The organism is Dyadobacter sp. HNCC25DJ185, from assembly GCF_056895195.1.
Genome location: NZ_JBXHAR010000001.1, coordinates 1,113,149 through 1,137,753, shown reverse-complemented (window position 1 = coordinate 1,137,753; position 24,605 = coordinate 1,113,149). Strand labels below are relative to the sequence as shown.

Below are 24,605 nucleotides of genomic sequence, written 5' to 3'. Positions count from 1 at the left end.
GAAGAACGAAAAGCGATAGAATAAAGTCGAGCGGAACCTTGCGATAAGATTATTTCTAAAAATAATCATTTGAGGCGGTTTCTAATCTAAATGCGCCAAGCTTTTTACCAAACACGTCGAAATTCTACAAAATTAGTTCTACATTCTTAGATAAACACAGATTACTCTTATGATCATCTAATTTTGTGTGAAGGACGAGTCTCTGTTAAAGATCTATCCATTCTACGACTTCATCTTCCAGCGTAACCAGTACGCCCCGCGATTTGTTACCCGAATCCTGATTGGCCTTGATCAGTCTTTTCAAGTGCCGTCGTGGTTCATCGGGGTTGTTACCTCCGACAAATGACATAAAAATCGTCTCGCCTCCAGTGGTTCGAACGACCCTGTCTATGTGCAGCAGTTTTCCGCCCGGGATCAGCAGTTCCTTGTTGACCTGGATTTGATTATGATCGTGATAAAGGACCTGGAGAGATGGGTCGCTCAGGAGGTTAATGGCGGATTTTTCTATCTCGTACGTTTCCTTTCCTGTAAAAATCCCTTCGGTCACCAACTTGCCCAGCGCGTCTGGCAAATCGGAAACCGTCTTCAACCGGGTCAGCAGATAGCGTATTTTTTGCAGGCGATCGTGCCTTGGCTCGAAAGTCTCCACATCGAAAATCCGGTCGGCCATTCTTCTTAACCGCAACGATTCCGTGCGGTCATTGCTCAAAATGTGATCAATGGTAAATGGCTCAGAGTCCGATTTTTGATGAGCGTGCACAAGCGGCCCTTTTCCACTGGAAATGAGGTATTTTGATTGAGTATCATCCCAGGACGGCACAAAATCCTGCTGTCCAAGATAATCGCGCAGCCAGTTGCTCACCTGTTGCCCCGACTCCCGCCGTCCCTCCCTTTTGGCGAGGATGTATAGCCGCTGAATGGCCCTGGTGAATGCTACATAAAGCAGGTTGAGGTTTTCCACCAATATCCGGGTCCGCTCGTTTTGATACTGCTCGGCGACAGCCGTATTTTCAAGGTCTTTCACGACCGAAACCATTGAAGTTTTCAGTTTCTTCAGTACGCCCTCCCCCCGACCGGGTAAGTTGAGTTCCTCATAATCCACATGTTCCAGATCTATCCAAAGCCGGTCCATTTTTGCATTGGGAGTGACTTTCCAATGTGCATACGGAATAATAACGACCGGATATTCAAGTCCTTTGGACCTGTGAATGGTCGTGATTCTAATCGCATCGGTTTCCTCGGGTATCGTGATCGAAAGCCGGCTCCTGGCCGTTTCCCAATACACCAGGAAATCACCCAGGTGATTGCTTTTACGGTTCCCGAATTCCAGCACTACATCCAAAAACCTGAACAGGTATTCGTTTTCAAAATGGTTTTCCAGCAAGCCAAAATGCTGCATCAGGTACTCGCAAAGCTCGAAAACAGACAATTGCCGCATCCTGAACGAGCTCAGCCCGATATTCCATTTTTTGAAATAATCCAGGAAAGTATCGAGTCCCCTTTCTTCACACAAAATCCGTATCTGCTCATATTCCGCCGGTGCGGGATTTTCCCGGTGGATCACGTGGTGAAAAAGATATGCGGCCTCATAACGTGCCAGCCGGTGGTCCGAGCTATGCAGGACTTTCATAAAGGAAATCACGAAATGCACTGACCGGGAAAATCCGAGCGAGAGGGCATCGTCCGAGATCAAAGGAAATCCCGCCTCCTTCATGGCATTGGCCAGTGCAGTTGCTTCCCTTTTTTTGCGGCACAAAATAGCTATATCCCTCCACTTGTAGCCGCCTGCTCTCAGCTCGACTACCAGTTCCGTCGCCCTGCGCACCATATGATCGGCAGGGTTTTCCTCGTCGCCTTCTGCCGTATCCTCATTCATTTCCAGGAATTCGAGTTCAACGTGTCCGCCTTCTTTCACTCCTTCCGGGATCTCCTGCTGAAAATTCTGATCATACACTTCCCTGATCAACGGATAATCTTCGCCCAAAGTTTTTGCAATGAAAGCAAAGAAACTGTTGTTAAAATCGGTGATCTCACGGTAACTTCTGCGATTGGTTTTCAGATGGTTTACATGCAGATATTGATCCAGGCTCATCAGGCGCTCTGCGTGAAAAGAGCCTGGTCCCAGCACGGAAGCAAGCTGCATTACCTGACTCTGTGCCAGTTGAAGGATCAGGTCCATATCCCCGCCGCGAAAACGATAAATGGATTGCTTTGCATCCCCCACAATCAGGTTAAAAAACCCGCCGGACAATGCATTCTCAATCAATGGAAGCAAGTTGGCAAACTGCAACTTGGATGTATCCTGAAATTCATCGACAAGAATATGGTTGTACCTTTCACCAAGTCGTTCAAAAATAAATGGTACAGGTTCCCTGGCAACGATCTCCACGATTTTCCGGTTAAAATCAGAAATGTGTACCTGGTTGTTCTGTTTCAGCAGGGCATCAAATTCCGTCCGGATCTCCCCTAATAATGATAAATGATAAATGTGCCTGTCAAGCTGATTGTACAGCGCGACTTTCTCCGATTCTGCAAGACGGATATTTTCAATCTGATGGAAATAATTCTCCAGGTCTGTCCTTACCTTCTCAATTTCATCTTTGATCAGCGAAGGAGTCTTGGCGCCATACCACACGCCTTCTCCGATGGTCTTATAAACATAGGAATTCGGCTCTACCCAAAATTTCTTTCCCTCGGCCCTGTCCCGAAGAAAACCATAAATTCCTCTCCCGCTCTGATGGAAATCCTTTTCAGTCAGAAATGTGGATTGAATCAATTCGAAGGCATTTTTTGAAAGCCGTAGCATCAATGCTTCTTTTTCCCTCACAAAGGCGCTCATCTGGCTTCTGATCGCCATCCAGTCCTCCATTTCAAGGTTTTCGACCCGCCTCATCTGCAGGTAACTCTGCTCGCTGAGTAATGTCCCGGCGGTCTCCCGGATCTGCATGGGCAGAGCACCCCAGCTTTTTCCTTCCTCCGCATTTTCGCGGTAATACCTTTCTACGATTTCGGTCAGAACGGTCTCTCCTTCCTGACCTATCCTGGCCAGCAACCTATCCACCGCGTCGTCAAGCAAATCGCTGTCAAGCTGTGTTTCAAAAATAAACGGAATGCCCAGTTCGTCCGTAAAGCTGCTGATCAGCCTTTGGGTAAACTTGTCGATCGTCATCACCGAAAAATCCGAATAACGGTGCAGTATCTGCCTGAACACCAGCTGCGCCCGGCTTGCAATGAGCTTGCATGCTTCAATGAAAAGATCAGGGTCTTCCAGCGTCTCGGGATAAAGCTCGCTGACCACGTCCGCAAGCATAGGATGAGGCTTTCCAAAATCTGCTGACGCAAAAGTCCGCAACATCAGCAGAATGCGGTCTTTCATTTCATTGGCCGCGGCATTGGTAAAAGTAACCGCCAGGATGTGCCTGAAATAAGTTTCTGAATTAAAACTTAATGCCAGTTTCAGGTACTCCTTGGTTAAAGTGTAGGTTTTACCCGAACCCGCAGATGAACTGTATACTTTGAACATAATCTTCTTTGACCTACAACGATAATTATAACTATCGGTATAATCAGTTTAATTATTCATTTACAAAAGTTTTCATAAATTGTAACCATTACTTATTTAAATAGAATCTTACACATACGTATTAAATCAGAAAACAACCATTATGATGAAAAGAACACTACTATGCATGCTATTGGCTATGATCTCTCACGGTCTCAAAGCCACCACGTTCAATGTCACTTCGCTGTCGGACGCAAATACACCAGGAACACTCAGAAATGCAATAGTTAAAGCCAATTCGGACTTATCCGGCCCCCACGATATTAATTTCCTGATTGCGGGAACAATCACTCTGACAGCCGACCTGCCAATTATCACGAATCATAATATCAGTATTAACGGCTATTCCGCACCGGGCGCATCGGCTGGCACAATTCAGGGTCGGGTTATTACGATAGCGATCGATCTTGCCGGCTTCAACGGCCTATCCTTCCAGAACACTTATTTCGTATATCTTTCGGGTCTTTCGATTTATAACACCGGTGCGAACAATACCAACGCGGCAATCAGGGCAATTCAGGAAATTTCAATCTTACATGTTTGGGGTTGCTACATAGGTACCAAAGAAAACGGTGAAGTTACCGGCACCACTAATGTAGGGACAGGCATTCACATTCAAAGTTCTCTGATTGGGCAGCTATCGTCAGTCGTTATCGGCACTAACGGGGACGGAATTCTGGATTCTTTCGAGGGGAACCTCATTACCAATTCGGCTTATGATCCTGCCCAATATCACACTGACCGAAATTCGGGGATATACGCAAAAACAGCGTCCGGACTCACCATTGCAGGTAACTACATAGGGCCTACCGATAAATTGGGTAATACCGCTGTTTTGGAAAGTACCAACAAAAATGGTGGGATTCTGCTATTGGATTGTCACGACGTTTGGTTGGGCACAAATGGCGATGGGGTATCGGACGCATTGGAAGGGAACTTAATCAGCGGGAACGGTCGGGACGGTGTCCGGTTTATTGACGGTGGAGATGTCGTTGTTGCTGGCAATGTCATTGGCCTGGGTGCCGACGGCAGTACTGAGTTAGGAAATGGCAATATCAACGCACTTGTTGCAACAACAGGTAAGCTCGGCACAAACGGGCTCACCTTTTTCAGCGAGGATATCGTGGAGAATATCAGAGTAGGAACCGATGCCAACGGCGTTTCTGATGCTCTGGAAGGAAATACCATAAGTGCTCACAAGACAAGTGTTACCGAAGATATAGCAGACGGCATTCAGCTTCGTGAAACGAGCCATGTTATTATTGCAGGAAACAGGATCGGAACGGATATAACCGGAATGTTCCCGAAAGGTAATGCAGGCAATGGAATCGCATTATATACCGGATCTGGCTTAGCAAGAAATAATACGGAGGTCAAAATAGGATATAATGATAGCAAGTCTCAAACCTTTCTGCCCGTCATGAGAAATATAATAAGTTCCAATGGTCAAAATGGCATTTTCTATGAAGTTGTTCCTTCCGCAACATCTAACGTTTGTGGGAATTTTATCGGACTAGATGCATCCGGCGCCGGAAACATGGGCAATCTTAACGGAATAGATATCGAAGGTTCTGAGATGGTTACTATCGGCACCGATGGGGATGGGATCAACGACGCAAGTGAAAGAAACTATATATGCAATAATACTAAAGCGGGAGTCCTGATTCATTCAAGCGCTTTTATTGATGAAGTTACGCTAGTAGGCAGGGCTGTGAGAAACAACGTTTCCGGTAATTATATTGGGGCCAATTTTACGGGGAATGCCGCAGGCAATGGATATGGTGTTTTAGTTATCGACGGTTCCAAAGATAATATCATTGGTTCGGGCGCATCCTCGCCCTTAACCTCTATGGGCAATTTAATTGCAAATAATACGAATTACGGCATTGGTGTAGGAAATATTACAAGCGATCTTGTAGCGGGGACCCGCCCAAGCACAGGGTGTTTGATTAGCCGAAATACGTTTCATAACAATGGCGGCCCGTCGATCAATCTGTTGGATGTAAATTCAGGCGTAGATGTTAACGACGGTAGCCTTGGGGCGGGGACCGCCAATAGCAACGATGCACTGGATTACCCCATATTCACCAAATTTGTCTTACACAATAATGGCACTATCACGGTCAGCGGATATGTTGGCACGGCAGGCGCCACCGAAGAGACACCTGGAACTACTATTAATGAAGTACTTAATATTGAGGTATATAAGCAGGACAATGACGGAAATCAGGATGGAGCCGTATCTACGGGGCATAGCCGGATCACTTCACACGGAGAAGGCGGAGAATACCTGGGTACTATTGCTACCGACGCAACTGGGAAATTTACCGACGTGACTTTTACACCAGCAGCAGGCACTACAATGCAAAAAACAGACGGCGTGACAGGCACAGCCAGCCGGACAGGTGCAGTTAAAAGTACTTCCGAGTTTGGGATCATGTCGGGAGAGATAGCATTGCCAGTGGAGCTGGTACACTTTAGCGCAACGTTAGAGGAATACAGTGTCGTGTTGTCCTGGGCTACTTCGCAGGAATTAAACAGTGATTTCTTCGAGATACAACGGTCACTGGACGCTAAAAGGTGGTTGTCCGTTTTCAGGATGGAAGCGATGGAAAATAGCCGCACCGGACACGAATATCGTTATGAGGATCTCTCTCCTGTTTCTGGAAATGTGTATTACCGTCTAAAACAAGTAGATATAAACGGCTCCTATGCTTACTCACTAATCAGAAATGTGAGCAGCAGCGCCTCGCAAAACTCTCTTGTATATCCCAATCCTGTTAAAAACGTGCTGACCGTTGAGAGGGCAAAGGCAGAAACGGTAAAACTGTTCAATGCAGAGGGAAGGGAGTTGCAAATTAAAGGACTTGGCCAGTTATCCGAAACTCAGTTTTCACTGGACATGTCCGATCTGAAAAGCGGAATCTATTTCATTAAAAGCGATAACGCCATCCATAAAATAATCAAAGAATAAGGATATGCAAAAGGGGAGCTGGTTTTCGCCTGACTCCCCTTTTTTCATTTTATTTTTATCAAAGATTATTTTTTTCAAAGATTAAAACGGATACCAGCTGAAATATTGGGGCTTAGATAAAAGGGGCGTGGCAAAAGTTCCAGATAAGTGCCTCCTTCAAGAAATACGGACATGCGGTTATCCGGTATATAATATTCAAAACCACCCAATGCAGAACCACCAAGGGAGATATCCTTTTCGTAATTTCCGTTCAGCCTTTTCGGATAAGACCTGCGGCTGTTGATTTGCCCTCCCAAGCCATAATAAACATGAACGGTTTCGGAATTAAAAACCGGCGTATGCCATAAATAATGAACCTGGAGCGAAACACCTGCATTTTTGTAAATTCCTTCATCGCCTCTGTACTTACGGTCGTTTGATAAAATCCCTCCGTATGTACCTACCGTCACGTCAAGTGCATGGATGTTGTTAAAATATTTCCGGATGTTGATCCCTGTCGGCTCGCCGAGTTTAAAACCTACGGCCCAGTTGTCGTATTGCGCCTGCGCAATACCAAAGCAAAACGTACAAATAATAGATAAGGCTAATTTCTTCATAATTAAGTATGTCGGGGAATTTTCTTTTTGAGTATTTAATCGTACTACACAATAACGCTAGTCTGATGGTATTTCTTTAAAGAATCTATTAAAACTTCATTTTCTATTTGCGTCCCGACTGTTATTCTTAAACAACCATCACAAAGTGCAACTCGGGAGCGGTCCCTTACAATAATCTGCTCGCGGATGAGATAATCCATAACTGCCTTTGCATCTTCAAATTGCACCAGAAGAAAATTGGCATCTGAGGGATACACTTTTGTGACCAGCGGTAAATCTTCCAGCATGCTCCGCAGAGACGATCTCTCCCTGAGAATGTCTTTCACCATCGTTTCCTTGCTTGCGATATGATCCAACCCCTCCAAAAGCGCTTTTTGTGCCGGTAAGCTGATGTTATACGGCGGTTTTATCTTATTTAGTATCCTGATCAGCTCCGTCGAAGCAAAGCACATTCCAACTCTAATACCTGCCAAACCCCAGGCTTTCGAAAAGGTCTGCAATACCACCAGATTTGGATATTGATTCAGTTTCTGTATCCAGGAAGCAGTCTCTGTAAAATCAATATATGCTTCATCAACCACGACCAGTCCGTTAAAATTTTCCAGAAGGGTTTGAATTGCATCATCCTGCATCACATTGCCTGTCGGATTATTGGGAGAACATATCCAGATGATCTTCGTTAACGGCGTGACTGCATTTAAAACCGCTTCGGTATCAATGGAAAAATCAGTTCTCAGTAAAACCTTATCTATGTTGACATCATGAATGTGGGCGCTCACTTCATACATGCCATATGTAGGCGGCATAATGATCACGTGGTCCTTTCCAGGTGTGCAGGTAGCGCGGGTAATGAGATCGATAGGTTCATCACTTCCATTTCCTAGGAAGATATGCTCCGGGGCAATGCCTTTGATAGGTGCCAGTTTCTGCTTGATTTCAGTTTGATAAGGATCAGGATAGCGATTATAGTGCTCTTCCGTAACCGACCCATAGGGATTTTCATTGGCATCCAGGAATATGCCCACGTGGCCTGTATACTCGTCTCTGGCAGACGAATAAGGGGCCAGGGAGATAATGTGGGGCCTTAAAATTTGATTTAATTCAAAATTGTCTTTCATCTTTGTTTCGCAGCTTTCGCCGGGTAATTAATTTATTTTGAAAGGACAAAGAGCCGCTTGTCAAATTCGAATGGTTCCACATCCATTATTTTGATAGAACTTGCATTGGCGTGCATCGGATTGATCAGATAATTGTACTCCGATTTAACCACCACCGAAGGTACACGGCATAAAAGTGTCCGGCCTTCTTTAAGCCAGGTATCCCCGGTTTCCTTCGTCCATTGCTGTTCCTCCTGCCAATCGCTCACCATATAAGGCGCCTGAGTAGTTACCATGGCATCCGGCACAAACAGGACTACAATAACATAATCGGGAGGCGGAGTGGTTTTGTTCCAGTGTACGAGCACCTCCAACATGGCCAGCGAACGATGAGAGGAAGTGTAAAGCATGTAATTTCTTGGAGAATTCCATCTGCCCCCATGATAAAAGGCTCCGATGCCGGTAAGGTCATTCTTAAATTCGGAACGTGTGATCCTGAATAGCTCCATTAAGCAAAAATTCCGTGTTCAATACGTCCCAGCTCAGTTTTGATAAGGTCAATCCCGGCATGTGTCCTGAGAAAGTTCACCGGCTTCTCCTGCCCAAGTGCGGGAATAACATTATTCAGCCAATCCAGAAAATAAGGCTTTCCTAAAACCCTCACACCTATGGAAAACAGATCAGCAAGGGCTATCAGATGATCTGAGACGACGTTACTAAGGAGATCGATATCGTTATAACGCTGCAAGTTCCTGGAAGTAACTGGTAACAAGGCTATTACATCCTTTACATCCATACCTACTGAATCGGCCAGATATTGGATCGAAACCTTTGGAACACCATTTTCAGCCAGGTAGGCAAGGTCGAAATCATTTTTTACGGCGTGTTTCAAAACACCATAACCACCCAAACGCTCGTTAACCATCCGTGCCGTCATAATTGAAAAATCTTTAAGCTAGAAAAATGTCCTCCAATTTACGACATTTTTCCGGGATAAAGAATTTTTCACAAAAGACTTTTAAGCCTGATGCTGACAGCCCGTTTGTGCGCATCGAGGGATTCTGCCTCCGCCATCGCTTCCACAGTTGGGCCGATATTTCGTATACCCGTTTCCGTAATATTTTGTACGGTGATTTTCTTAACAAAGCTATCTACCGAAACACCGCTGTAAACACTTGCATAACCATTGGTCGGCAAGGTGTGGTTGGTTCCGGAAGCATAATCTCCACAAGATTCGGGTGTGTAATTACCCAGGAAAATAGAGCCCGCATTGATTATCTTTTCTGAAACACTTTCCGCGTCAGCCACACTTAAAATTAAATGCTCCGCAGCATATTGGTTCAGAAGATCAATGGCTTCCTCTTCAGACCCTACCAGTATTGCTTTACTGTTCTCAATGGCCTTGCCTGCAAGATCACGCCTTGGCAGACGGCCCAATTGGGAAGACAATGTCAGGTTTACCGAAGACAAAAGCTTTTTGCTGGTAGAAACCAGCAAAACCTGACTATCCGCGCCGTGCTCGGCCTGGGACAAGAGGTCTGCAGCAACAAAAGCAGGAACCGCAGTGTCATCTGCATAAACCGCCACTTCCGACGGCCCTGCTGGCATATCGATAGCAACCCCCTCCCTATTTACAAGCATTTTGGCAGTAGTTACATACTGATTTCCCGGGCCAAAAATCTTGTATACTTTGGGAACGCTTTCAGTACCATAGGCCAGGGCAGCAATAGCTTGTGCCCCACCGATCCGGAACGCCTTGGTAACACCTACCAGTTTCGCCGCATATAAAATCGCAGGATGATCAGAAGGTGTACACAAAATAATTTCCTTACATCCGGCAATCTGAGCCGGGATACCTAGCATTAAAACTGTGCTGAATAAAGGCGCTGAACCGCCCGGAATATATATTCCGACCTTTTCAATCCCTACGCTACGTCTCCAGCAGGTCACGCCTGGCATTGTTTCAATCTTTTCGGCAGGTAGAAGCTGTGCTTTATGAAATTTATAAATATTCTGATAAGCCTGCCCAATCGCTTCTTTCAGTTCGGCATCCAGTTGATCAGCGGCTGCATCGATCACTGAATCTGCAAAAGCGAGCTCGGCCAGTTCTGTCTTATCGAATCTTCTCGCCAATGCCCTGATACCCTCGTCGCCCTGGCTTTTCACCTGTTCGAGGATCGGTAATACGCTCCCTTCAATATCCTTTGCTTCCAGAACCGGACGTGCCAGCAATCCTGCCCATTGACTTCTTTCTGGAAATGGAATAATATTCATACGCTACAAAATCATTTTCTCTATTGGAATTACAAGGATGCCCTCTGCACCCGCTTGCCGGATCTTCTCTATGTTTTCCCAGAATTCGTTCTCATTGATTACGGAATGCAGGGAACACCAACCTTCTGTCGTAAGCGGTAAGATAGTCGGCGAACGCATGCCTGGCAGAAATTTGGAAATATTTTCGACCGCGTCGGTCGGGCAATTGAGCAGGATATACTTATTATTTTTAGCTACCTGAACGGACTTGATGCGGAACAGAAGCTGGTCCAGCAAATTCCTTTGAACATCCGACAAATGTTTGCTGGCAATCATTACCGCCTCCGATCGGAAGATCGTTTCGACTTCCTTTAAACCATTGCTTAACAAAGTACTGCCAGAGCTCACAATATCACAAACCGCATCAGCGAGACCAATGCTCGGCGCAATTTCGACCGACCCGCTGATCTCGTGAATCTGTGCAGAGACGTTATTGGCTTTCAGATACTGACCCAACAACCTCGGATAAGTTGTTGCAATACTTTTCCCCTCCAGGTCCTGCACGCCAGAATAATCATGCTCGCGCAATACCCCAATCGAAAGCCTGCATTTGGAAAAACCGAGCCTATGAACGGTATCCACATTCCTGGCCGATTCTTCAGACACGTTTTCGCCCACTATCCCTAAGTGCGCCACACCGTCCTCTACGTAGCCCGGAATATCGTCATCCCTTAAAAAAAGGATTTCGGCAGGGAAATTCGTCGCATCGGTTTTCAGTTTTCCAGCCCCGTTATCGAAACGGATACCGCACTCTTTAATTAATTTCAAAGAATCCTCACTCAACCTGCCCGATTTCTGTATTGCAATTCTTAAAATATTGTCATTCATTGTAATAAGAGCCTTTAAAGACTATTTAGCATAATTAAAGTTACACCGGCCGATTAATTTTCTTCGGCCAGCATGGATATAATGTCCTCGGCAGCCAATTTTTGCTGCTCCCCGGTTTTCATATTTTTCAGGGTGAGCAGCCGTGACTGCATTTCTTCAGAACCGATCAGGATGACAAAAGGTATGTTTTTTCGATCGGCATAATCCAACTGCTTTTTCAATTTGACCTGGTCCGGATAGATTTCTGAATTAATTCCCGCATTCCTTAATTTAGGCAAAATCGAGAGGCCAAAGGTAAACGCTTCTTCATCAAAATTAGAAATCATCACTTTGGTGCTCGTCCGCTGGTCTTCTGTAAAAAGTCCCAGCTCCTCCATGACATCATAAATCCGGTCGACGCCAAGCGAAATGCCTACGCCTGATATCCCCGGAACGCCAAATGTCCCGGTCAGGTTATCGTACCTTCCGCCTCCTGAAATACTTCCGATTTGCACGTTATTGGCCTTTACCTCAAAAATGGCACCGGTATAATAAGAAAGGCCCCGCGCCAGTGTTACATCAAATTCGATTTTAGCATTTTCCAAGCCAAAAACCTTGACCATCGCCCAAACCGCTTCCAATTCCTGAATTCCTTTCAGGGCAATTTCAGAGTCGGCAAGCCAGCTTCTCAGTTCCGTAAATGGCTCATTTTCATTCGATAAACTAAAAACCGGTTCCAACTGCGCTATACTTTCGCCAGAAAAACCCTTTTCGAGCAACTCCTCCACAACCTTATCTTTCCCTATTTTATCCAGCTTGTCGATGGCGACACAAAGCGGCCCTTCCAGACCGTGCGCCCCGACCATATCTGCAATACCCGTCAGGATTTTACGGTTGTTGATTTTAACTGTAAAATCTGTGATCCCCAGCGCCGGCAAAATATCATGCAGCAACATGACGATCTCCGCTTCGCAAAGCAGGGAATCCGTACCGACAACATCCGCATCACATTGGTAAAATTCGCGGTAGCGCCCCTTCTGAGGACGATCCGCACGCCATACAGGCTGTATCTGATACCTTTTAAAAGGCATTGCCAAAGTGCCGCGGTTCATTACAACATACCGGGCAAAGGGGACAGTTAGATCGTATCTCAGGCCCTTCTCCGAAATCTTCGGGGTCAAAGGCTTGTAACCTTCTCTCCAATCGTCATCTGAAAGTTTGCCGCTGAAATCCCCGGAATTAAGAAGTTTAAATAAAAGCTGATCTCCTTCATCCCCGTATTTGCCCATCAGGACAGAGAGATTTTCAAAAGCAGGAGTTTCGAGAGGAAGAAAACCGTAACGCTGAAATGAACGGCGGATTGTATCGAAAATGAAGGTTCGCTTCGCCATTTGTTCCGGACCGAAATCACGGGTTCCACGGGCTAAGGATGGTTTACTCATTATTTAAAGTTCAATCAAAAATACGGTGACTGCTTTTTATAAATAAATCGGCAGGTGTAAATAAAAAAGTGCCCAAAAGCCGGACGACGCGCAAAGTTAGGGCAGGTTATGTAATATTTGTGACTATGGACTGCAATATTTATGCGAAATTGATTAATTTTGCGGCTCTTTCACAAAACAAAAATTACAATGGGAGTTACGGAATTGAAACGTAAGGGTCGCAGAAACAAGGCGGTAGCTAATAACCGTACTGCAAAAATCAAAGATCTTTTACGTAAACCAGAAGTTCGCAACGTAGATGTTGAGGCAATAAAGGCTCAGTTTGAAGCCAATAAAAAATAAATAAGCCTCTCCGGAATGTTATTCAACTAGTCCTGTCAATCTGTTTTGGTGGGGCTTTTTGTTTTTTTGCCGGACTTTGATTTGGCAGAAGACTTCGTATTTACCTTGCGAATAAGCTGACGCATGCTGCGGCGGGTTTCCCGACGGACATGCAGAAGGATACGAAAACGAAGTGCTTCCCCAAACATAATCAGTCCGCCATTGATCAATGCCAAACTGTACAGTCCAAGAACGACCCATACCTGCGTAGGCTCCCCGATCCGCCGCTCATGGGCAGCCTGGCTCAGGACGGTCAGGCCGAAGCTAAAAAGCAACAATCCGCATGGAGCCAGGATCATCCATTTGGTACGCGTTGACATTCTTTTAATCAGCCTTTTACCGGGTGGTTTCGGATCAATTGAGGGAATCATTAACTGAAATTTTCCATATGATGATCCTAAAATTATTAATTTTTAGTTAATTGATTTAATGAAATCCATCATTAGTTTAGTATTACGGTATATTCCCCGCCCCTATCTTCAATTAGTCGGACATTGGGTCGCACGCTTCCTCAGCATATTTTATATCGGCAATAAAGTTGAGTGCCCGGTTTGCGACAGTCACTATCGCAAGTTCCTTCCTTACGGGAGAAACACTTCCAGCAGAGAAAACGCGCTTTGTCCGCATTGCCTGGCTTTGGAACGTCATCGCCTGATGGCCCTTTATCTCAAAAGAAAAACGGATTTTTACACAGCCAATCTCAAAGTCCTTCACGTAGCGCCAGAGTATTGCTTTATCGACCGGTTTGAGCAAATGAAAAATCTGGATTACATCACCGCAGACATTGAGTCTCCGCTGGCGAAAGTGAAAATGGACATTCATCAGATCCCGTTCCCTGATAATACCTTTGATGTCGCCTTCTGTAATCACGTCATGGAGCACGTGGAGGACTATATACTGGCCATGAGCGAATTGCATCGGGTGCTAAAACCGGGAGGCTGGGCGCTTATCCAGTCCCCCCAGGATATGAAATATGAAACCACTTATGAGGATGCCAGCATTACTGATCCAAAAGAGCGTGAAAAGCATTTTCTTCAAAATGACCATTTGAGGCTTTTTGGGAGAAATTACGGAGCTGAACTGCAAAAAGGAGGCTTCAACGTAAAAGAAGACCGATTTGTGATGGACGAGCTTTCGCGGGCCGAAGTGAAGAAGTACTCACTACCTGGCGAAGAAATCGTCTATTATTGCTGGAAGTAAGTGACTTGTCTGACTTGCAGCACCGATCTCACGAAGGATATTCAATTGCGGCGCCTGTCTCACGATGTGATTTTTTTTCAAAGATCCGTTTCCATCCTTCCTGCATAAATCCGGTACCATACCCGAAAAGCTGAACAAAAGCAGCGGCCACGCTCAAAATCGCTACCACACCACTCTTGGTTTGCCGCCATGCGTCGATGAACAACAACGATATGTACATCAAAAGTCCGGCAAGACCCAGATAAAACACTGGTTTATAAATAAAAAACCATAACGGGATACTGCAAACGGCGAAAGTGAAAAGCAATGGAAAAGTATGCACCAGCTTTAACTCGTCCGGATAAAAGCGGGCAATGTTAATCCTGGCCCGTCCGAAGAATTTGAGTTGTCTGAAAAATGGGAGAAATCTCGTCCTCCGCTTATGGTAGATAAATGCTTCCGGAATCAAAGCCGAGCGGAATCCGAGACGCATCGCGCCGATACTGAAAAGGATGTCCTCCCCCATCCTGCTGGTCAGAAAGCCCCCCGTTTTCTCCCAGACCTGGCGCGACAAGCCCATATTGAAGCTTCTAGGGTGAAATGTCCCCCCCATATTATTCTTTTTCCCTCTTATTCCACCCGTTGTAAAGAAGGAAGTCATCGAGTAGCTGATCGCTCTTTGAATTGGTGTAAATGAAGCATGATCAGTATCAGGGCCACCGTACAGATCCACAAATTCTGAGTTCAACCTATCATCAACAACTTGCAGATAATCTGGCTCAATTAATGCGTCGGAATCCAGCAGAATAAAATAATCTCCGGAAGCTTTCTCGAAACCATGGTTTCTTGCAAAACCCTGACCGCCATTTTCCTTGAAGAAATACTTAATATCCAATCTGCCTGCAAAAGCATTCACAACTTCATCGGCCCTGATTTTTGATCCGTCTTCCACAATGATGACTTCAAAATTCCTGTAAGTCTGTACCACAAGACATTCCAGTAATTCCTGCAGCTCATCAGGGCGATTATAAACTGGGATGATGATGGAATAGCGGCGCATTTTCAAGGATATGTTGGAATGAGTGAATGTTTATACGCTCAGAATTTCTACAAGCGACTCTTCGTTCGCCTCAATGATCCGGTTCAGGTGTGCATCTGTTAAGGCAGTTGAAAGAAACATACTCTCGAATTGGGAAGGGCCCATGTAAATTCCACGATTAAGCATTGCATGAAAGTACTTTCCGAATAACACCAAGTCAGAAGTTTTGGCAGAAGGGAAATCCGTAACTTCCTGATTGGTAAAGAATAAAGTATACATAGAGCCAATCTGGTTCAATGTATAGCTGAGTCCCAGTTTTTGCTGCGAAGCCTGAAATCCGGCGGCCAACTTACTTCCGGAGGCTTCCAGTTGAGTATATACTTCAGGGTGCTCATCCAGGTAAGTCAGCATGGTAAGTCCTGCTGCCATAGCAATCGGGTTGCCCGAGAGGGTTCCTGCCTGGTATACCGGTCCGGCTGGGGAAACCCAGTTCATGATTTCGGCCCGACCGCCATAAGCGCCCACCGGCATTCCTCCCCCAATGATTTTTCCAAGGGTAGTCAGGTCAGGTTTGATTCCAAATCTTTCCTGTGCCCCTCCTTTTGACAAACGGAAGCCAGTCATCACTTCGTCCAGGATGAGGACAATACCCTCCTCATCGCATATTCTTCTCAAACCCTCCAAAAATCCCTCTGCGGGAAGTACGCAACCCATATTTCCCACTACTGGTTCGAGAATTAAGGCAGCGACCTTGCCTTTATTGGCGTCAACAAGCTGCTGAACGGCAGTGAGGTCATTAAAAGGTGCTGTCAATGTATCGTTTGCGACACCACGAGTCACTCCCGGACTGTCAGGTGTGCCAAATGTGGCTGCTCCGCTTCCAGCGGCGATCAGGAAGCTATCTCCATGCCCATGATAGCAGCCTTCAAATTTGATGATCTTGTCGCGCCCGGTAAATCCCCTTGCGACCCTGATGGCCGACATAGTTGCCTCCGTACCTGAGTTCACCATCCTCACCTTTTCGATCGAGGGGACCATTCCCACGATCAACTCGGCAATTTCGACTTCTCTCCTGGTTGGGGCACCAAAAGAAAAAGAATACTGAATGGCATCGGAAACCGCCTTTTGAATCAATTCGTGCGCATGGCCCAGGATCATCGGCCCCCAGGAGTTGATGAGCTCAATGTATTCATTTCCGTCCTCGTCATATACATACGGACCTTTCGCGGACTTGATAAAAATCGGCGAACCGCCTACCGCCCTGAATGCCCTGACAGGCGAATTAACGCCGCCAGGTATAAAATTCTGCGCTTTTTCGAAAAGACTCTTACTTGTGGAAATATTCATTGTTTGGGTCAATTGGAGTTACCTGTCAATGGGTATCCATTTGGAACCATTGAATTTTAAAACAGGCGTAATCTGGTTTTCGTTGGCTTTTGTATAATCAAATCCTGCAAGAAGATATTCTTCCTCACCATATTTTCGGGATTGCAGTCCATTGGAAAGTTTGTCTTTATACTTCGAGAGCATTCTCCCAAAAAACAACAGCTGATCATAACCTTGATAAGAATATACGGTAGGAAAAGTGCTTGTTTTGTTCCAGTAGTTTCTCTGAAATTGACGGATACTTTCCTTTTCCCGATCCACATAGTCAGGATTAATCAATGATAACCTGCTCCCATATTTCGCTACCCGTGATTGCTGTGTGTTAAAGCTGGTAGATGTCGCCAGGACGGGCGTATTGATCAGTTTGCGGCTGTTCAGTACCTCGATCAGATTAACTCCTGACGCACCATCTGATGAAAACAAAGCAATATGGGCAGGTTTCCCGGTTTCGTAACCAGGAATGTTACTTTCCAGCCATTCACGGTCAGACTGGATTTTCAAAACACCAAGCACCTTCCCACCCTTACTTTTCCACTCGCTTACATAAGAAGCGGCCATAGCAGAGTCTTTCGGCGTGTTGCCGTAAAACACGCCGACGGACATTCCGGGAGACTGCGTTTTCATCCATTGCACAGCCTTCTGGGTCTGAAAAGTAATTGACGGGTGCCCGAGATAAATATTGGGGGCAGATTTCAGCAATCCAAGATCGGTTGAAAGGGGATTTAACATGACCATATCTGCTTTGGAAACATAGTTTGCGGTAACGTCAAATGTGCTGTTGTACAATGGGCCGATCACCATATCCGACAACTGGAAATTTCTATTATTGACGATGTTCTCCATGACACTCTGGTCGCTGCTCACATCGTAAGCCCAAAGATTTACTTGGATGCCCTCAGCCAGCAGCTGCTCCCTGGCCATCACAAGGCCCAAATAATAATCGTATGCAAACTGATTGGAGCGGTGTTTTGAAGTAGCAAATTCATCGAGCCTGAAAGGCAGAAGAACCGAAACATCTAGGTACCCTTTAGTCCATTGCTTATCCTCTTTTGGTATGCTGCGTTTCGGCGCTTCGTCCGCTACAGCTTTCTCTTTCTTACTGAATTTAAACTGCTTTTCAAGGTGCTCGGCGATCTGTATGTCGGACTGGGGCGCAGAAGGGGAATTTTGAATAGTTTGAAACAACACCAGAGCGACATCGCGATCCGACGAATACTGCCTTTGCAGGTCTTTTAATTTGGATATGTCATTGATTGCTGCCAGATGTCGATATTTCAACGCCTGTACATCCTTGGCGAAGGCCGAGTCCCTTATTTTTGCCAGATGATCAAGCCCTTCACTGACCTGTCCATTCTCAAGAGCGACAGCGCCGAGCAGGTAAAAAACGTCGTTGATCTTATTCCATCCAGGATACCGGCTCTGCAACTGCTGCAACATCTGGCGGCTTTCGCGAAAACGCTTCAGCTGGTATGCGGAAAGCGCATAATAATAATGCGCGTAGGGAGAATAAGGGGTTTTGGTATTAATGCTGGTCAGTGGAAAAAGCTTGTCCATGGCGACCGCATACCTGCCTTGTTTATAATCGTTGACCGCTGATCTGTATTTGGCTTCAACCTGTGGAAAATTTTGGCCCAAAACAGTATTATTAAAACCCAGTTGGACCAGCAGGATCAGGAAAATAGTAACTCTCATCAGAATTGTGGGGTCAATATTGATTTGGATCAGACAAATTACAAAAACCGTTCTAAGAGAAAAAAACGGGCAATATTCCCGTCTGGAACATTGCCCTTATATTACGATTCGAAAAATCTTTTATTTCTTTTTAGCGCGTTTCTCTAGCTCCGCCTGTTTTTTCTTTGCCTCTTCGGCTGCCTGAAGTGATTTTTCAAGATACTTCTGGAACTTGGTTTGTTTCTTCTCCCCGTTCGCGTTTTTCTTACGGTTCTCTTCCAAAATTGCCTTGATCTTGTCCTCATTCACAAATTTCTTGATAAGCAATTGCTGGGCGATCGTGGTAATATTCGATACAAAATAATAGAATGTCAAACCAGCCGGAAAGGAATTCAAAACAAACATAAACATCAGCGGCATGATATAACCAAGCACTTTCATATTCACCGGCCCGGGTTGTGTAGGGGTGATCTGGTTATTGTAATACGCATAACCAATACTCGAAGCGGTCATAAGGATGGTAAACAAGCTGATGTGATTCCCAATGCCCAATGGGATGGTGACTGGCAACTTGATAAACGAGTCATATGTGGAAAGGTCACTGGCCCACAAAAACGACTGCTGCCTTAACTCGATCAGGTTGGGAAAAAGAAAAAACAACGAGAACAAGATCGGCATGGTTGCCAATACCGGAATACAGCCACTCAAAGGACTCACGCCCACCTGCTGGTAAAGTTTCATCTGATCCTGCTGCTGTTTTGCCATATCGTCAGGATTTTGCTGACGAATTTGCTCCAATTCAGGGGCCAGCAGTTTCATTTTGGCCATACTGATGTACGACTTATAGGTTAAAGGCGTCAGAAGCGTTTTTACAAACAATACCAAAAGAATAATGAGCAAGCCATAATTGCTGACAAACTTTTCGAGGAAGTTGAAAAGCGGTACCAGGAAAAATTTATTGATTGGTTTCAGGAATGCGTATCCCAGATACACATTCTGGTCAAAGTTTTCAGCCTTAACCTTGCCCACCAAATGGTAGTCGTTGGGCCCAAGGAAAAACTGGAAATTAGCCTCTCCTTTTTGAATAGCTGACATAGGGATACCCGCAGACACATGCATTGTTTTAACGATCGTCGAATCATTCGGATTGACATCCGCACGAAGTGTCACATTGCCAAATGCGTGCTTTTCTGCAATCAGGCCGGCAAGAAAGTATTTGTGCTTAATCGTAAACCATTTAACAGGATCAGCCGTTTTTTCCTCTTCATTTGAGGTTGGACTGGTCGGCAGGCTCCGCAGTTCATCCGTAAAATAGTTAATTGTGACCACTTCGCGGTTCTTCTTCATGTCGTTTTCAAGCTGCAGCAAATCATTGTTCCAGTTGAATCCAACCGACTTGTCTGCCAATCCTACGCCATTGGATCTGATACCGTAATCAATCACGTAGCCACTGCCTCGCACCACATAAGTTTGCTCTACGAACTGGTTGTTTTTGAGATTGGCTCGATAGGTGATAATGGCGGAATCCTTCTCAGAAAGCGTCTGATTTTCGGAGTTCGTTGTAAAATATTGACTTGTCAGATTTACATCCCCTGTCTGTGTAGGAAAGTTGATCTGAAAGTTATTGTGGTTCTCGGCGATCAGATAAAGCGGCTTCTGATCGTAGGTTTTGTATTTTTTCAACATCACCTCTTTCATGACACCACCTTTGTTCGTGAAAACGATCCGGGTATCATTAGTTTCTATAACAAGCTCTTTGGGAGCAGTTTGTGCAACAGAATCGGCTGATTGGGAGGGTGCTTGGATGGAATCCGGAACGATTGATGAAGCGACAGATGATGATTTTGCAGAACCCTGCGTTACTTGCTCCTCAGGCGTTGGTTCCACAGGTTTCGGAACCAGTATCTGGTAGCCTATCAGCATTAGCATGATGAGTACTAAGCCGATTATAAAATTTTTATCCATTATTTACTTAAAATGATTGAAATAATACGTCCCCTTTGGGACGGCAAAGGTAATAAGATTTTCCTTAAAGGCCTTTTGTGCTCAGTGGATTGACGGATTTAAAGACTCCACCGACTTTCTCTCAAGAGAATAAGCCAGGGCAGCACGCACAAAATTGACAAAAAGTGGATGAGGGTTCATCACAGTACTTTTCAGCTCAGGGTGAAACTGCACACCAATATAAAATGGATGGCTCGGCAATTCCATCATTTCGACCAGGTCATTGTCGGGGTTGATACCTGTCGCAATCAGGCCCTTTTCTTCAAATTCTTTGAGGTATTTGCTATTAAACTCGTAGCGGTGACGGTGACGCTCACTGATATTCGTTTTCCCATAAATGCTGTGAGCAAGCGTATCCTTTTTAATCCGGCACGCGTAAGCCCCCAATCTCATCGTCCCCCCCTTGTTGGAAACATCTTTCTGATCTTTCATCAGGTGGATAACGGGATGGTCCGTATTGACATCCATCTCTACAGAATGCGCGTTCTCCCAACCGATCACGTTTCTTGCGAATTCGATCACCGCCATCTGCATACCAAGGCAGATCCCGAAAAACGGAATGTTGTTCTCACGCACATACTGGATAGCCGCAATTTTTCCCTCAATACCTCTTTCGCCAAAACCCGGCGCAACCAATACCCCATCCAGATTTTCCAGCTTTTCGACCACATTATCCGCAGTAAGGCTTTCTGAATGGATCCATTCGATATTCACCTTGCATTCATTGGCTGCCCCGGCGTGAATAAACGACTCCACAATGGACTTATAAGCATCATGCAGCTCCACATATTTGCCGACCAGCCCTATACGGATAGCATCCATTGGATTTTTAAGTCTCGACAAGAAGGTTTTCCACGAATCCAGGTCCACATCTTTGTCGTTATAGATGTCCAGCATATACAAAGCCCTTTGATCCAGCCTTTCCTTCAGCATCAAAAGAGGTACTGCATAGATCGTGTCCGCATCCATCGCCTCTATTACCGAGTTCACCTGGACATTACAGAACAGCGCAATTTTCTTACGGATGTCGTACGGCAGCGGATGTTCTGACCGGCAAACCAGAATATCCGGCTGAATACCCGATTCCTGTAACATTCTCACAGAATGCTGTGTGGGCTTGGTTTTTAACTCGCCTGCGGAATTGAGGTAAGGAATCAACGTAAGGTGGATCACCAGGGTATCGTGCTCCTCCATCTCAAATTTAACCTGGCGGACAGCCTCCAGAAAAGGAAGTGACTCTATATCCCCTACGCAGCCCCCGATCTCAGTAATGACAATGTCATAGTCTCCTGTTTGGCCGAGCAAAAGCATGTTTCTTTTGAGCTCGTCGGTAATGTGAGGGACAACTTGTACTGTTTTTCCGAGGAAGTCGCCACGCCGTTCTGCGGTGATCACATTGTGGTAAACCCGCCCTGTGGTGACATTGTTGGCCTGCGACGTCCTGACGTTCAGGAAGCGCTCGTAGTGTCCAAGATCCAGGTCTGTTTCGGCTCCGTCGTCTGTAACGTAGCATTCGCCATGCTCATACGGATTCATGGTACCCGGATCGATATTCAAATAAGGATCAAATTTTTGAATGGTGACAGAAAGCCCTCTGGCTTGCAGCAGTTTAGCTAATGAAGAGGCAATGATTCCCTTGCCAAGTGAAGATGTAACACCGCCCGTAACGAAAATGTACTTCGCGGTCTTTTGTGCTTTAGCAGCCATAAGACGTTGCTTTTTTTCTATGATTACGGGATACAAAGATACAGGAATGTTGGAAGAATCTTAGCGGGCACTATCTAAATATTTGCCAGCCCGACTTAACGTCTTGTTACACTGCCCAGTTAAACGAGGTTAATTTTGATAACTAATTCCTAAATTCCATTTTTAACCACTAAACACAATTATTAAACCCTGGTAAATGATGAAAAAACTGATACTACTGATTCATTTGAGCTTCTGCACAGGCGGATCTTTCGCCCAAACTTCGCAACAGCCGCAAAAAGCGCCCCTCAAAATAATCGTATTTGGTGCACATCCCGACGATTGTGACCTCGGGGCTGGCGGTATTGCCTCCATCTATTCTTCTATGGGACATAAAGTCAAATTTGTGTCCCTCACCAATGGCGATGCAGGGCACCAGGATATCGGGGGAGGCGAGCTTGCCATGCGCCGGTTTAAAGAAACACAGGAGGTCGCAAAACGATTGGGCATTGCCTATGATGTTTTGGACAACCACGACGGCGAACTTCTCCCCACCTTGGAAAACCGCCTAGCCGTAATCCGAAAAATCCGTGAATGGAATGCAGACCTCGTCATCGCGCCAAGAACCAACGATTACCATCCCGATCACCGCAATACCGGTGTCGTGGTACAGGACGCTGCCTATCTGGTGATTGTACCCAACATTCTTAGCAGTGTCCCCCCGTTGACCAAAAACCCTGTTTTTCTCTATTTCCGCGACCGCTTTCAACGCCCTAATCCTTTCCGTCCTGATATTGCTATCGATATCACCCATATCTTAGCTAAAAAAGTAGACGGTCTCGACGCCCACGTCTCCCAGTTCTATGAGTGGCTACCATGGACCAATCAGGACCTTGCTAATGTTCCCAAAGACCTGGTTGAACGAAAAAAATGGCTGCTTACCTCCATGGAAAAACGCTCATCAGTGACCCCCGAAATCAAAGCTTCCCTCGAAAAATGGTATGGAAAAGACAAGGCGGATCAGATTAAATTCGTAGAAGTGTTTGAGATTTGTGAATACGGAAAGCAGCCCTCGACTGAAGAAATCAAGCGGCTTTTCCCTATGCTTCCCTAATTGTAGACGGGCCAGTCATCCTTAAAAATAGAGACGTCGGACTGGAAATGCATATATAACGTTTCCAGTCCGGCACCCTCGTTTGTAGCGAACGTAAATCAAGAAATAATGATATATTTACTAAGATAACCGATCTTTAAAACTCTCATAACCGAAAGACCGGATTAGCTTAAAACGAGAATCCTTTCCAGCAATACCAATGGAAGGTAAATTAACGCCGTTAAATGTGGTAGTTTTCACCATCGTATAATGGATCATATCCTCAAATATGATTTTATCGCCAATTTTCAACGGTTCGTCGAAAGAATAGTCACCAATAAAATCTCCAGCCAAACAGGTCATTCCCCCCATTCTGTATGTCGGCTTTCCGGACACTGGTTCGTGGTATGAGTTGGCAATAAAAGGTTTATATGGCATCTCCAAAGTATCTGGCATATGGGCCGCGAATGATGTGTCCAGTATCACTACTTCGACGCCCTGGCTGTCCATGACATCCAGCACTGTAGTCACCAGGTCTCCGGTGCGCCAGGCGATGGCAGAGCCCGGTTCCAGGATAACTTTCAGGTCATATTTCTCCTTGATACTGCTAACTAATTTTATTAGCTTTTCAATGTCGTATCCTTCCCTCGTCATTAAGTGCCCCCCACCCATATTGAGCCACTTCGCCTGGTAAAGCAAATCACCGAATCTGGATTCCAACGCTTGCAGGGTTCTTTCCAAAGTATCCGAATCATTTTCGCAGAGTGTATGAAAATGAATACCGTCAATTCCGGCCGGTAATTCATCGGGCAATTTGTCTCGGGTAACCCCCAGCCTGCTGCCAGGCACGCAGGGATTGTACATATCCGTAGTGACTTCCGAATACTGCGGGTTTACACGGATACCGCAGGAAAGTTCATGCTCCGGATTTACAGATCTAAATTCCTCCACTCTTCCCTGGAACCGCTGCCATTGGCTCAGCGAGTTAAAAGTGATGTGGCTGCTGCGCTCCATGATCTCGGCAAACTCCTGGTCCAGATAAGCGGGCATATAGGTATGCGCTTTGCAGCCCATAAAATCGTTGATCAGCTTCACTTCATTCAGAGAGCTGGCGGTGGCCCCGCTCAAATATTCTTTGACAATCGGAAAAACGCTGTACATCGAAAATCCCTTTAACGCGAGGATGATCTCGCAGCCTGCTTCCTTCTGGACGGAATCAATCAGTTCCAGGTTTTTACGGAGAAGCGTCTCGTCCAGCACAAAACACGGTGACGGGATTTGGTTATAATCTATTGGCATTTGTGATAAATGAATGTTACGGATCAGCTTATAGCGCAATGTTTCTCTACTTTTGTACGCAAAAGTATTAGTTTGA

19 protein-coding genes are annotated in these 24,605 nt (G+C 45.6%); 4 read left to right on the top strand and 15 right to left on the bottom strand.

Annotation, left to right across the window (positions count from 1 at the left end):
• Positions 1-205: 205 nt before the first annotated feature.
• Entirely contained in the window at positions 206-3,523 is a 3,318-nt protein-coding gene (locus AC1XUF_RS04730; protein WP_483340510.1) for a UvrD-helicase domain-containing protein, read from the bottom strand.
• A gap of 142 nt (positions 3,524-3,665) precedes the next feature.
• Between AC1XUF_RS04730 and AC1XUF_RS04725 the strand changes: the two genes are divergently transcribed.
• Positions 3,666-6,536, top strand: coding sequence for a T9SS type A sorting domain-containing protein (locus AC1XUF_RS04725; protein WP_483340509.1), 2,871 nt, complete (start codon positions 3,666-3,668; stop codon positions 6,534-6,536).
• A gap of 74 nt (positions 6,537-6,610) precedes the next feature.
• On the opposite strand, the gene AC1XUF_RS04720 is transcribed toward AC1XUF_RS04725, so the two are convergent.
• From AC1XUF_RS04720 to hisS, 7 genes are all read right to left on the bottom strand, one after another.
• Positions 6,611-7,132, bottom strand: a complete 522-nt coding sequence (locus AC1XUF_RS04720) for a hypothetical protein (protein ID WP_483340508.1) — start codon at positions 7,130-7,132, stop codon at positions 6,611-6,613.
• A gap of 44 nt (positions 7,133-7,176) precedes the next feature.
• Positions 7,177-8,250 carry a histidinol-phosphate transaminase gene (gene hisC, locus AC1XUF_RS04715; protein WP_483340507.1) on the bottom strand — a complete coding sequence of 358 codons (1,074 nt, stop codon included), beginning with the start codon at positions 8,248-8,250 and terminating at the stop codon, positions 7,177-7,179.
• A 32-nt stretch (positions 8,251-8,282) separates the two neighbouring features.
• Positions 8,283-8,738 (bottom strand): RES family NAD+ phosphorylase, encoded by a 456-nt coding sequence (locus tag AC1XUF_RS04710; RefSeq protein WP_483340506.1) that lies wholly within the window; start codon positions 8,736-8,738, stop codon positions 8,283-8,285.
• Positions 8,738-9,166, bottom strand: a complete 429-nt coding sequence (locus AC1XUF_RS04705; RefSeq protein ID WP_483340505.1) for an antitoxin Xre/MbcA/ParS toxin-binding domain-containing protein — start codon at positions 9,164-9,166, stop codon at positions 8,738-8,740. Before AC1XUF_RS04705 ends, AC1XUF_RS04710 begins: the two co-directional genes overlap by 1 nt.
• Before the next feature lie 68 nt (positions 9,167-9,234).
• Positions 9,235-10,503, bottom strand: a complete 1,269-nt coding sequence (gene hisD / locus AC1XUF_RS04700; RefSeq protein ID WP_483340504.1) for a histidinol dehydrogenase — start codon at positions 10,501-10,503, stop codon at positions 9,235-9,237.
• Positions 10,504-10,506: 3 nt separating this feature from the next.
• Entirely contained in the window at positions 10,507-11,370 is an 864-nt protein-coding gene (gene hisG / locus AC1XUF_RS04695) for an ATP phosphoribosyltransferase (RefSeq protein ID WP_483340503.1), read from the bottom strand.
• A 53-nt stretch (positions 11,371-11,423) separates the two neighbouring features.
• Positions 11,424-12,791, bottom strand: a complete 1,368-nt coding sequence (gene hisS / locus AC1XUF_RS04690) for a histidine--tRNA ligase (protein WP_483340502.1) — start codon at positions 12,789-12,791, stop codon at positions 11,424-11,426.
• A gap of 189 nt (positions 12,792-12,980) precedes the next feature.
• On the opposite strand from hisS, the gene AC1XUF_RS04685 reads away from it, so the two are divergent.
• Positions 12,981-13,133 carry a hypothetical protein gene (locus tag AC1XUF_RS04685; RefSeq protein ID WP_166444435.1) on the top strand — a complete coding sequence of 51 codons (153 nt, stop codon included), beginning with the start codon at positions 12,981-12,983 and terminating at the stop codon, positions 13,131-13,133.
• Positions 13,134-13,168: 35 nt separating this feature from the next.
• On the opposite strand, the gene AC1XUF_RS04680 is transcribed toward AC1XUF_RS04685, so the two are convergent.
• Positions 13,169-13,492 (bottom strand): hypothetical protein, encoded by a 324-nt coding sequence (locus AC1XUF_RS04680; RefSeq protein WP_483340501.1) that lies wholly within the window; start codon positions 13,490-13,492, stop codon positions 13,169-13,171.
• A gap of 109 nt (positions 13,493-13,601) precedes the next feature.
• Here AC1XUF_RS04680 and AC1XUF_RS04675 point away from each other — a divergent pair, with 109 nt between their 5' ends.
• The gene (locus AC1XUF_RS04675) at positions 13,602-14,372 is read left to right on the top strand and encodes a class I SAM-dependent methyltransferase (protein ID WP_483340500.1); all 771 of its coding nucleotides are present in this window, start codon (positions 13,602-13,604) and stop codon (positions 14,370-14,372) included.
• Positions 14,373-14,400: 28 nt separating this feature from the next.
• Here the strand turns inward: AC1XUF_RS04675 and AC1XUF_RS04670 are convergent, their stop codons facing one another.
• From AC1XUF_RS04670 to AC1XUF_RS04650, 5 genes are all read right to left on the bottom strand, one after another.
• Positions 14,401-15,411, bottom strand: coding sequence for a glycosyltransferase family 2 protein (locus AC1XUF_RS04670; protein ID WP_483340499.1), 1,011 nt, complete (start codon positions 15,409-15,411; stop codon positions 14,401-14,403).
• 30 nt (positions 15,412-15,441) lie between these two features.
• Complete coding sequence (gene hemL / locus AC1XUF_RS04665) at positions 15,442-16,737, bottom strand: glutamate-1-semialdehyde 2,1-aminomutase (RefSeq protein ID WP_483340498.1); 1,296 nt, start codon at positions 16,735-16,737, stop codon at positions 15,442-15,444.
• Between the two features lie 18 nt (positions 16,738-16,755).
• On the bottom strand, positions 16,756-18,468 hold the full coding sequence (locus AC1XUF_RS04660) for an ABC transporter substrate-binding protein (protein WP_483340497.1): 1,713 nt from the start codon (positions 18,466-18,468) through the stop codon (positions 16,756-16,758).
• A gap of 120 nt (positions 18,469-18,588) precedes the next feature.
• Complete coding sequence (yidC, locus tag AC1XUF_RS04655; RefSeq protein ID WP_483340496.1) at positions 18,589-20,412, bottom strand: membrane protein insertase YidC; 1,824 nt, start codon at positions 20,410-20,412, stop codon at positions 18,589-18,591.
• Positions 20,413-20,493: 81 nt separating this feature from the next.
• Positions 20,494-22,158: a CTP synthase gene (locus tag AC1XUF_RS04650; RefSeq protein WP_483340495.1), complete on the bottom strand. Its 1,665-nt coding sequence runs from the start codon at positions 22,156-22,158 to the stop codon at positions 20,494-20,496.
• Positions 22,159-22,354: 196 nt separating this feature from the next.
• Between AC1XUF_RS04650 and AC1XUF_RS04645 the strand changes: the two genes are divergently transcribed.
• On the top strand, positions 22,355-23,251 hold the full coding sequence (locus tag AC1XUF_RS04645; RefSeq protein WP_483340494.1) for a PIG-L deacetylase family protein: 897 nt from the start codon (positions 22,355-22,357) through the stop codon (positions 23,249-23,251).
• Positions 23,252-23,371: 120 nt separating this feature from the next.
• Here AC1XUF_RS04645 and nspC read toward each other — a convergent pair whose 3' ends face one another.
• On the bottom strand, positions 23,372-24,529 hold the full coding sequence (gene nspC / locus AC1XUF_RS04640) for a carboxynorspermidine decarboxylase (protein ID WP_483340635.1): 1,158 nt from the start codon (positions 24,527-24,529) through the stop codon (positions 23,372-23,374).
• Between the last annotated feature and the right edge of the window lie 76 nt (positions 24,530-24,605).